This window comes from Terriglobales bacterium (assembly GCA_035937135.1).
Classification (GTDB): domain Bacteria; phylum Acidobacteriota; class Terriglobia; order Terriglobales; family Acidobacteriaceae; genus DASYVL01.
Genome location: DASYVL010000055.1, coordinates 56555 through 65760, shown reverse-complemented (window position 1 = coordinate 65760; position 9206 = coordinate 56555). Strand labels below are relative to the sequence as shown.

Here is a 9206-nt window from a genome sequence, read left to right as displayed (position 1 = left end):
CGCCGAGAACGAGCGGCCGCTGCGCCAGGTCACCCCCGAGGCCATGCGTCCGCTGATGGACTACGCCTGGCCCGGCAACGTGCGCGAACTGGAGAACGTGATGGAGCGCGCAGTCGTGCTCTCCTCGGGCACCACCATCGGCCTCGACCTGCTGCCCGACCACGTGACCGGCCGCGACCTGGCCGGGCGCGCCATCGAGCACCGCCCCGATGCCTCGCTCTTCGACATCATGGACGACTGCGAGCGCCGTCTGGTCATGGACATGCTGGAAAAGACTCACTGGAACCAGACCGAGGCCGCCGAACGCTTCCACGTGCCGCTCTCCACCCTCAATCAGAAAATCAAGCGTCTCAGCATCGAGATCCGGAAGAAGTCGAAGGAGTAGCCGCCCCCTCCGGTATTGTCATGCTGCGCGGGAAGGTGGGACCTATGGCGACGGGCGGAGCCTCCTCGCGCCGCCTGTGGCCTAGCGCCCGGCGCTCTGCTATAGTTCGGCGTTTGCCATGGAACTGATCTCACCCGCCGAGTTTGCCAAGGAGAAAATCCACGCCGTGCAGGACTATTCCCTGCTGGCGGGGCGCTCCGTGGGCAACCTCTTCCGCCAACCGCGCTACATGGCGGACACGCTACAGCAGGCCGACGTCATCGGCGTCGGATCGCTCGTGATCGTGGTCTTGACCGGGTTTTTCACAGGGGCAGTGCTGGCCTTGCAGACCTCTCAGACCCTGCAGCAGTTCGGCTCGCTCTCGCTCACCGGGCAGGTGGTGTCGCTCTCCATGGTGCGGGAGCTGGGTCCGGTGCTGACCGGACTGATGGTAGCCGGCCGCAACGCCTCCGGCATGGCCAGCGAACTGGGCTCCATGCGGGTGACCGAGCAGATCGACGCCATGCGCGCCCTGGGCACCGACCCCACCAAGAAGCTGGTGACTCCCCGCGTGGTGGCTTCCGTGGTCATGCTTTTTTTTCTTACCATCATTTCCGACCTGGTGGGCGTGGGCGGCGGCTTTATGGTGGCAACCCTGGTGCTGAACCTGGACGCCAACCAGTACTGGACCATGGCCTACCAGTCGCTGGAATTCAAGGACATACTGATGGGGCTGACCAAGCCGGTCTTCTTCGGCTTTATCATCGCCACCGTGGGCTGCTATTACGGACTCTCAGCCCGCGGAGGCACGCAGGGAGTGGGCCGCGCCACCACCCAGGCCGTGGTCGCTTCCTCGGTGCTCATCCTGGCCACGAACTTTTTCGTCACCAAGCTGCTGATCGCCTGGTTCACGTAAGCGCGCAACGCCATGTCCACCACGCTCTCACCGCCCCGCAGCGCCGGCGCACCCGCCGCGGAACAGCGCGGCGCCATCATCGTCTTTGAGGACGTGGCCATCGAATTCGAGGAGAAGCCGGTGCTGGACGGCGTCTCCTTCGAGCTGCCGCAGGGCGAGACCAAGTGCCTGCTGGGCGTCGCTGGGGCCGGCAAGACCACCATCCTCAAGCTGGTGCTGGGACTCATCCGGCCGGACCGCGGCCGCATCACCGTGCTGGGGCAGGAGGTCAGCGCCATGCCCGAAGAAGAGTTGTTCGACCTGCGGCAGCGCATCGGCATGGTCTTCCAGGAGAGCGCGCTGTTCGACTCGCTCACCGTGGAAGAGAACGTCGCCTTCCGCCTGCTGGAGGAGGGCAAGCTACCCGAGGAGGAGATTCACCGCCGCGTGGTGGAGGTGCTGCGCTTCGTGGAGCTGGAGCACACGCTGGCCATGATGCCTTCGGCGCTCTCCGGCGGGATGCGGCGGCGGGTGGCCATCGCGCGCGCCATGGCGAGCGAACCGGAGCTCCTGCTCTATGATTCGCCCACCGGCGGCCTGGACCCCATCACTTCCACTACCATCATCGAGCTGATCGTGAAGCAGCGGGACGTCTACAAGACCAGCGCGCTGCTGGTGAGCCATCGCCTGCAGGACGGCTTCATGATGGCGTCCCACTACTTCGACACGGCGGCCAACGAGATGCGCCCCTTGGCCCAAGCTTCCCGCACCGACGTGCACACCACGTTTCTGGTGCTGCGCGAGGGGAAGGTGATCTTCGACGGCGCCTCGCGGGAACTCGCCTCGTCCCCCGACGAGTACATCCACGAGTACATCGCCTAGCGGCTAAGTCCCGTACTCGCGCTTCTCCGTGGCCGAGGCGGCGCGCATCTTGGCGAATTGCGCCAGGCGCTGCTCCATGTCCTTGAGCCTCTTGCGGCCCTCTGCGGAACGATGGATCAGCTTCTCCATGTGGCCCAGGAACTCGGGCGAATTCATCGCCTTGCGCAGGCCGGGGAGGAAGGGCTTGATCTTTCCATAGACGAAGAACATCTCGCCGTTGGAGTCGAGGAACAGTTCCTCGTTGATCGTTCCCCGCAGGACGAGCGAAGCCGCCATCTCCCAGTAGGAGACCACTTGCCGCAGCCAGCGGTTCTCATCGGAGCCGAAGGCAGTCATCACTTTCATCGCGTCTTCCGTGGACTGCGGGTTGAACTGGATCCCGTAGAAGTTGCGCGCCTTGCGCATCTCCGCCTCGCGGCGGAGGTCGTAGAGTTGAAGGATCAACTTCGCGTCCTTTGCGGTTGCTTTTGATTTTCTCTGCTTGGCCATGGGCTGGATTCCTTCTTCGGTAGGATTGGATTGCAGCCAGATATCTTATTACAGGCGCTCAGACCGCCGCCACCGGCGCCGGCAGCGGCCGGGAGTAGTCACATTTGACGGCGGCTTCCTTGCCGGCGGCCTTGCCCTTGCGAGCGCGCGGCCGGGGCTCGTCCTCTTCCGACTCCGAACGGCGAGCGTTGGGACAGGCCAGCACCGGGCCCGCTTTCAGCATCTTCTCCACCAGATACTCGCTGCCGCACTGCGGACACTTCTCCGCCACCGGCTTCCAGTTGGAGGTGAACTTGCACTCCGGGTAGCGCCCGCAACCATAGAAGAGGTTGCCGCGTTGCCGCGCCTTCTTCTCCACCAGCTCGCCCTGCTTGCACTCCGGGCACTTCATCCCGATGAAGTTCTGCTTGATGTACTTGCACTCCGGGTAGCCGGAGCAGGAGGTGAACTCCCCGAAGCGCCCGTGACGCATCACCATGTTGCGGCCGCACTGCGGGCACTTCTCGTCCAGGGGGATGTCCGGCACGCGCTTGCCCTGGTCGAGCCGCCGGGTGGTGCGGCACTTGGGATACGACGTGCAGGCCAGGAACTGCCCGAAGCGCCCGCGGCGCAGCACCATGGGCTGCCCGCATTCCTCGCAAATCTCCTCTTCGGTGTCGGCGTCCACCGTGAGTTCCTTGTCCGGCTTCTCGCGGGTGAAGTCGCAGCTTCCCTTCTTTTTCCGGTCGTACGTGCTGCAGGCCAAGAACCAGCCGTGGCGTCCCCAGCGCTCCACCATGGGCGAGCCGCAGCGTTCGCACTTCTCGCTGGTCGGCTTCTTCATGGTCTTGATGTTTTCCATCTTCTTCTCGGCGATGCGGATGTCCTTCTCCAGCTTGCTGTAGAAGTCCCCCATGGCCACGGTCCATTTCTCGCGGCCCTCTTCGATGTCGTCCAGTTCCTCCTCCAGGCGAGCGGTATAGTTGGGATCGAAGATGTCTCCGAAGTTCTTCACCAGCAGCTCGGACACCACCTCGCCGGTTTCGGTGGGCGCGAAGCGCCGTTCGTGCTTGATCACGTACCCGCGGTCCTGGATGCTGCTGATGATCTGCGCGTAGGTCGAGGGGCGGCCCACGCCGCGCTCCTCCAACTCCTTGACCAGCGAGGCCTCGTTGTAGCGCGGCGGCGGTTCGGTGAAGTGCTGCTCCGGCTTCAGCCCTTGCAGCTGGAGCCGCTGGCCTGCCTCCAGCGGCGGAAGGCTGTGCTCAAGTTCTTCGTCGGCTTCGTCCTTGCCTTCCTTGGCCGCCTCGTACACCGCCAGGAAGCCGGGCGACTTCAGCACCGAACCGGTCACGCGGAAGTTGGCGGTCTCGCCGCCCGCCTTGGCCTCGATCTCCACCATCGTGCGGTCGTACATCGCGGGCGTCATCTGCGAGGCCACGAAGCGCTGCCACACCAGGTTGTACACGCGGAACTCGTTGGGCTGCAGATACCGCCGCGCCATCTCGGGCGTGCGCTCCACCGACGTCGGCCGGATGGCTTCGTGCGCATCCTGGGTGGCGCCGCCTTTCTTCGAGCGATAGATGTTGGGCGCCTCGGGCAGGTTCTGCCGGCCGAACTCGCGGGTGATGTAGTCGCGCGCTTCGTGGATGGCTTCATTCGCCACCCGCACCGAATCTGTGCGCATGTAGGTGATCAGGCCCACCGAACCTTCGTCCCCCAGATCCACGCCCATGTAGAGCTTCTGCGCGATGCCCATGGCCACCCGCACCGGAAGTCCCAGCTTGCGTGAGGCGTCCTGCTGGAACTTGCTGGTGGTAAAGGGCGCCAGCGGCCGGCGCTGTTGCTCGCGCCGCTCCACGCTGGCCACGGTCCACTCCGCCTTTTGCAGCGGCTGCACCAGGGATTGCGCCTGCGCCTCGTCGCCGATCTGCATCTTGTCGTAGCGCTCGCCGTTCCTGCCGGTGAAGCGCGCCTCGAAGTTCGGCGGGACCGCCCCTTCCAGGACGGCGTCGATGGTCCAGTACTCCTGCTTCCGAAAGGCGCGGATCTCGATCTCCCGCTCCGCGATGAAGCGCAGCGCCACCGTCTGCACCCGGCCCGCCGAGAGGCCGCGCTTCACCTTGTCCCAAAGCAGGGGAGAGATCTTGTATCCCACCAGGCGGTCGAGCACACGGCGGGCCTGCTGCGCGTCCACCAGGTTCCAATCCAAGCCCCGAGGATGCTCGAAGGCCTCCTTCACCGCGCGCTGCGTGATCTCGTTGAAGCTCACCCGATACACCGGCACTTTGGCCTGCGGGCTGTCGCGGGTGACCCCGAACTCCTCCGCCAGGTGCGCGGCGATGGCTTCGCCTTCGCGGTCCGGATCGGGCGCCAGGTACACCGCCGCCGCCTTCAGCGCCTTCTTCTTCAGCATCGCGACCACTTTTTCTTTGCCTGGAATGATCACCAGCTCGGTCGCGAAGTCGTTCTCCACGTCCACTCCCAGCCCGCTCTTGGGCAGGTCTTTGACGTGGCCGAGCGAGGCTTCGACCTCGTAGTCCTTGCCGAGATATTTGTTGATGGTCTTCGCCTTGGCGGGCGATTCGACGATGACGAGGGCTTTGGGCAATGTTGTTCTCTTATTTCGACACTAGCACGGAATGAATGAAACTGTCAGCTTTGGGGTGTTTCCGTCCCGCACAAAAGCGCCTAGAAACTCCTGACAAAATTCTTGCCTGGGAGCTGGCGGATCTTCCCCGCCAGCTCGAGCTCGAAGAGCGCGGCGAAGATTTCAGACGCGGAAATCTCCGGCTCCAGGTGCTCTACCAGTTCGTCGATGTGCGTGGACTCGTCGGGCTTGAGCAGGGCAAAGAGCCGGCGCTCGTGCGGAGGAAGCGCCTCCTCGTCGAATAGAGATGCAGTCACCCCGGATTCGGTTGCAGAAGCTCCCGCGAGCGCGAGCGTGAGACGCGCGTCCGCGGGCAGGTCTTCGAAGACGTCTTCCCAGGTCGCGACCAGCTTGACTCCCTGCTTGATCAGCGTGTTTGGCCCCCAGGAGCCCTTGGAGGTGACGTTGCCGGGGACGGCGAAGACTTCGCGGTTCTGCTCCAGGGCGCAGCGCGCGGTGATGCGCGTGCCGCTGTACTCGCCCGCCTCGATCACCAGCACTCCCACCGCCAGCCCGCTGATGATGCGGTTGCGGATGAGAAAATTCTGCGGCGCCGGGAACGCCCCCACCGGGAACTCGGTCACCCATGCCCGCCCAGCCTGAGCATGCTCTCGGCGATCTTCTTGTTCTCGCGGGGATACATCACGTCAATGCCGGTGCCGAAGATGGCGACCGTGCATCCTTTGGCGGTGATTGCGCCGCGGTGGGCGGCGGCATCGATGCCTCGGGCCAGCCCGCTGACGATCACCAGACCGCGGTTGGCCAGGTCGCAGGAGAGCCGCTGCGCCATTCCCAGCCCGTAGGGCGTGGGATGCCGCGTGCCCACTATAGCCAGCGACGGCCGGGTGAGCGCCGCGGCGTCACCCCGGACGTAGAGCGCCACTGGCGGGTCGTAGATCTGTCGCAGGCGGGCGGGATAGCCGGGGTCGTCGAGCGTGAGCAACTCTGCGCCGGCAGCCGCGGCGCTGATTGCTTCCCTTTCCGCCAGTTCCATTGGCTTGCCCGTGGCCAGCGATTGCGCCGACGCCACTTCCAGACCAGCGGCTTCCAGCTCGGTCAGGGATGCGCGGAAGACGCTCTCTACGCCGCCGAAGTGCTCCACCAGCAACCGGGCGCGCGCCAGCCCCAGGCGCGGCGTGAGCGCCAGCGCCAGCCACTGCAGGTGGCCAGGATCCCTTGCCGGTTTCGGGTCAGCGGGAACCGTTCGGTCCTTTCGAAAGGGAAAAACTGCGCGGACTGTGCAGAGGGGAAAGAATTGCTGTCAAGTTGAGCCGCGCCCGTCGTTTGTTAGAATCGCGTTGGCAACACCATGCGGCCCGTCCGTGTTTCCGCCATCTCGTTCCTCAACACCGCGCCCCTGCTCTGGGACTTCGAACACGGCGCGCCGCGGCCCGAGTTCCGCCTGGAGTATACGGTGCCCTCGGCCTGCGCCGAGCAGTTGCGCGCCGGCGCGGCAGACGTGGGAATCATCCCCGTGGCCGCCTATCACGCCATTCCCGACCTGGTCATCATCCCCGAGGTAGCCATCGCCACCAAGCGCACCGTGCGCTCCATCGTGCTGGTGAGCAAGGTCCCCATGGAAGAGATCCGCACCGTGGCCGCCGACACCTCTTCGCGGACGTCCGTGCTGCTGGCGCGGCTGCTCTTCCGCAAGTGGCACGGCGGCGACCGCGAGTTCCTCCCCATGGCGCCCGACCTCGGCACGATGCTCGCCCGGTGCGACGCGGCGCTGCTCATCGGCGACCCGGCGCTCACCATCAGCCGCTCCCAGTACCTGATTTACGACCTGGCGGAGGAGTGGCACCGGCTGACGGCAAAACCTTTTGTCTTCGCCTTCTGGGCGGTGCGGCGCGAGGCGCTGGCGCAGGCGCCGCTGGATCTGGCGCGCACCTTCCAGCAGTCGCGCGACCATGGCCTCCAGCCCGCGAACCTTCAGCAGCTCGGCCGCGAGTGGGCGCCGCGCGTCAGCCTCAGCGAAGTCAAGGTGGTCAGTTACCTGACCCAGAACATTGACTATTCGCTGGACGCCGAAAACCTTGCCGGCATGGAGCTGTTCTTCCGCTATGCGGCCGAGGCAGAGCTGCTTCCGCAGTCCCGGCCGGTGGAATTTCTTGCAGCCCGGGCAGGAGCCGGGACGAGAGGACAAGAACCGCAGGTTTCCGTTTAGAATGAGAATCTCTTCATGTCCCTGACCAAAGCCCAGGCCCTCGACCTCTACCACTCCGATGACCTCGTCGGCATCGGGATGGAAGCCGACGCCGTCCGCAAGCGGCTGCATCCGGAGGGCGTGGTCACCTACATCATCGACCGCAACATCAACTACACCAACCTATGCACCGAGTACTGCACCTTCTGCGCCTTCTACGCGCCAGTGAAGGGCCCGGGCCGCGCTGCCGGGTACGTGCTTAACTTCGAGACCATCTACGACAAGGTCCGCGAGACGGTGGAGCTGGGCGGAACGGGGATCCTGATGCAGGGCGGGTTGAATCCCGACCTGCCGTTCAAGTGGTATGAAGACCTGCTGCGGGGCATCAAGCAGCGCTTCCCCCAGGTGCACCTGCACTGCTTCTCGGCCTCGGAGATCATTCACTTCGCCGGCCTCGAGGGCATCTCCATCCGCGACACCATCGTGCGCCTGCGCGACGCCGGCCTGGATTCCATCCCCGGCGGCGGCGCCGAGATCCTGGACGACGAGGTGCGCTACAAGGTGGCCCGCCTCAAGTGCCTCACCGAAGACTGGCTGAACGTCCACCGCACCGCGCACAAGCTCGGCATGCGCACCACCGCCACCATGATGTTCGGATGCGGCGAGGAGCTGCGCCACCGCGTGAACCACTTCCAGTACGTCTACGACCTGCAGGAGGAAACGGGCGGCTTCACCGCCTTCATCCCCTGGACCTTCCAGCCCGGGAACACGGCGCTGGGCGGGCGCGGCTGGGAGGAGGCCACCTCGGTCGAGTACCTGAAGAACCTCGCCATCTCGCGCCTCTTCCTCACCAACATCGAGAACGTGCAGTCGAGCTGGGTCACCCAGGGGCTGAAGGTCTGCCAGCTCGGCCTGCGCTTCGGCGGCAACGACGTGGGCTCGGTGATGCTGGAGGAGAACGTGGTCAAGGCCGCCGGCACTTCCAACTGCACCACCGAAGAGGAGCTGCGGCGCATCATCCGCGACGCCGGCTTCCGCCCCGCCCAGCGCGATACCCTCTACCGCCGCTTCTTCCTCAACTAGCCACCAGCCGCGTAGGGCAGCTCTTCCGCTTTGAGGTCAGTCAGCAGGTTCCAGCGGCGGGCCGTCTCCGACCGCTCCTGGTACAGGGTGCGGCCTTCTTCCTCAGACATCGAAGACTGGCAGAGTGTTCCGAAGCGCGCCAGCCTGCTGCGGTCAAGCGCCGCCTCCAGGCCGGCGAGGTTGGACGGGACCACCTCGCCTCGGGCCTCGCGAACCTCGCGCGCCAGGGTCACAATGAAGCCCATGCGGTTTTGCAGGTCGAGGCGCTTGGCGCGGTCGAGGAGCCAGGCCGTGTCCATCTCCGGGTAGTGAAGCAACAGCCAGGGCAGCGCCTGGAGCAGCCGCCGGTTGACGTCCCCGAGCGCCAGGGCCGCCAGCAGGACTTCGGCGGGATTCTTCTGCTCGCCGCGACGCCGCGCGGCCAAGCCGGGATAGCCCAGCCGCCCTAACTCCGCAGCGACTTTCCGGTCTCCCGCAGGCGGCGGTTGCCAGTCTCCGGCGGGCAGGGGAAGCGAGGCCGGGGAGAGGGAATAAACCTCGGCCAGGCGCGTCGCCAGCGCCGGAGGCGGGACTCTGCGCCCACGCTCCAGCATAGAAAGGTAGGCCTGCGTGACCCCTAGTTGGCGGGCCGCGCGCTTCTGCGTCCAGCCGCGGGAGCGGCGGGCGGAGTGGAGAAGGTCAGGAGTCATGCGTGCATTACATAACACTTTATGTCATT

At 65.4% G+C, this 9206-nt stretch carries 10 protein-coding genes; 5 read left to right on the top strand and 5 right to left on the bottom strand.

What is annotated here, in order from left to right; all coding sequences use genetic code 11:
- From VGQ94_03575 to VGQ94_03565, 3 genes are all read left to right on the top strand, one after another.
- A partial coding sequence (locus VGQ94_03575; GenBank protein HEV2021587.1) for a helix-turn-helix domain-containing protein occupies positions 1 to 385 on the top strand: 385 nt, incomplete at its 5' end.
- 118 nt (positions 386 to 503) lie between these two features.
- On the top strand, positions 504 to 1280 hold the full coding sequence (locus tag VGQ94_03570; GenBank protein HEV2021586.1) for an ABC transporter permease: 777 nt from the start codon (positions 504 to 506) through the stop codon (positions 1278 to 1280).
- A 12-nt stretch (positions 1281 to 1292) separates the two neighbouring features.
- Positions 1293 to 2141, top strand: a complete 849-nt coding sequence (locus tag VGQ94_03565) for an ATP-binding cassette domain-containing protein (GenBank protein ID HEV2021585.1) — start codon at positions 1293 to 1295, stop codon at positions 2139 to 2141.
- Between the two features lie 3 nt (positions 2142 to 2144).
- On the opposite strand, the gene VGQ94_03560 is transcribed toward VGQ94_03565, so the two are convergent.
- The 4 genes from VGQ94_03560 to VGQ94_03545 form a co-directional block, all read right to left on the bottom strand.
- A complete protein-coding gene (locus VGQ94_03560; GenBank protein HEV2021584.1) occupies positions 2145 to 2585 on the bottom strand; it encodes a hypothetical protein in 441 nt (146 codons plus the stop codon).
- Positions 2586 to 2688: 103 nt separating this feature from the next.
- Positions 2689 to 5220 carry a type I DNA topoisomerase gene (gene topA, locus VGQ94_03555; protein ID HEV2021583.1) on the bottom strand — a complete coding sequence of 844 codons (2532 nt, stop codon included), beginning with the start codon at positions 5218 to 5220 and terminating at the stop codon, positions 2689 to 2691.
- A gap of 80 nt (positions 5221 to 5300) precedes the next feature.
- Positions 5301 to 5843, bottom strand: a complete 543-nt coding sequence (locus tag VGQ94_03550) for a DNA-processing protein DprA (protein HEV2021582.1) — start codon at positions 5841 to 5843, stop codon at positions 5301 to 5303.
- On the bottom strand, positions 5840 to 6361 hold the full coding sequence (locus VGQ94_03545; GenBank protein HEV2021581.1) for a DNA-processing protein DprA: 522 nt from the start codon (positions 6359 to 6361) through the stop codon (positions 5840 to 5842). The genes VGQ94_03550 and VGQ94_03545 overlap by 4 nt, the downstream gene beginning before the upstream one ends.
- Before the next feature lie 207 nt (positions 6362 to 6568).
- Between VGQ94_03545 and VGQ94_03540 the strand changes: the two genes are divergently transcribed.
- Both VGQ94_03540 and mqnC read left to right on the top strand, forming a co-directional pair.
- The gene (locus tag VGQ94_03540; GenBank protein ID HEV2021580.1) at positions 6569 to 7426 is read left to right on the top strand and encodes a menaquinone biosynthesis protein; all 858 of its coding nucleotides are present in this window, start codon (positions 6569 to 6571) and stop codon (positions 7424 to 7426) included.
- Positions 7427 to 7441: 15 nt separating this feature from the next.
- A complete protein-coding gene (gene mqnC, locus VGQ94_03535) occupies positions 7442 to 8488 on the top strand; it encodes a cyclic dehypoxanthinyl futalosine synthase (protein HEV2021579.1) in 1047 nt (348 codons plus the stop codon).
- Here the strand turns inward: mqnC and VGQ94_03530 are convergent.
- The gene (locus tag VGQ94_03530) at positions 8485 to 9177 is read right to left on the bottom strand and encodes a helix-turn-helix transcriptional regulator (GenBank protein ID HEV2021578.1); all 693 of its coding nucleotides are present in this window, start codon (positions 9175 to 9177) and stop codon (positions 8485 to 8487) included. The two genes, mqnC and VGQ94_03530, sit on opposite strands and share 4 nt — an antisense overlap.
- Between the last annotated feature and the right edge of the window lie 29 nt (positions 9178 to 9206).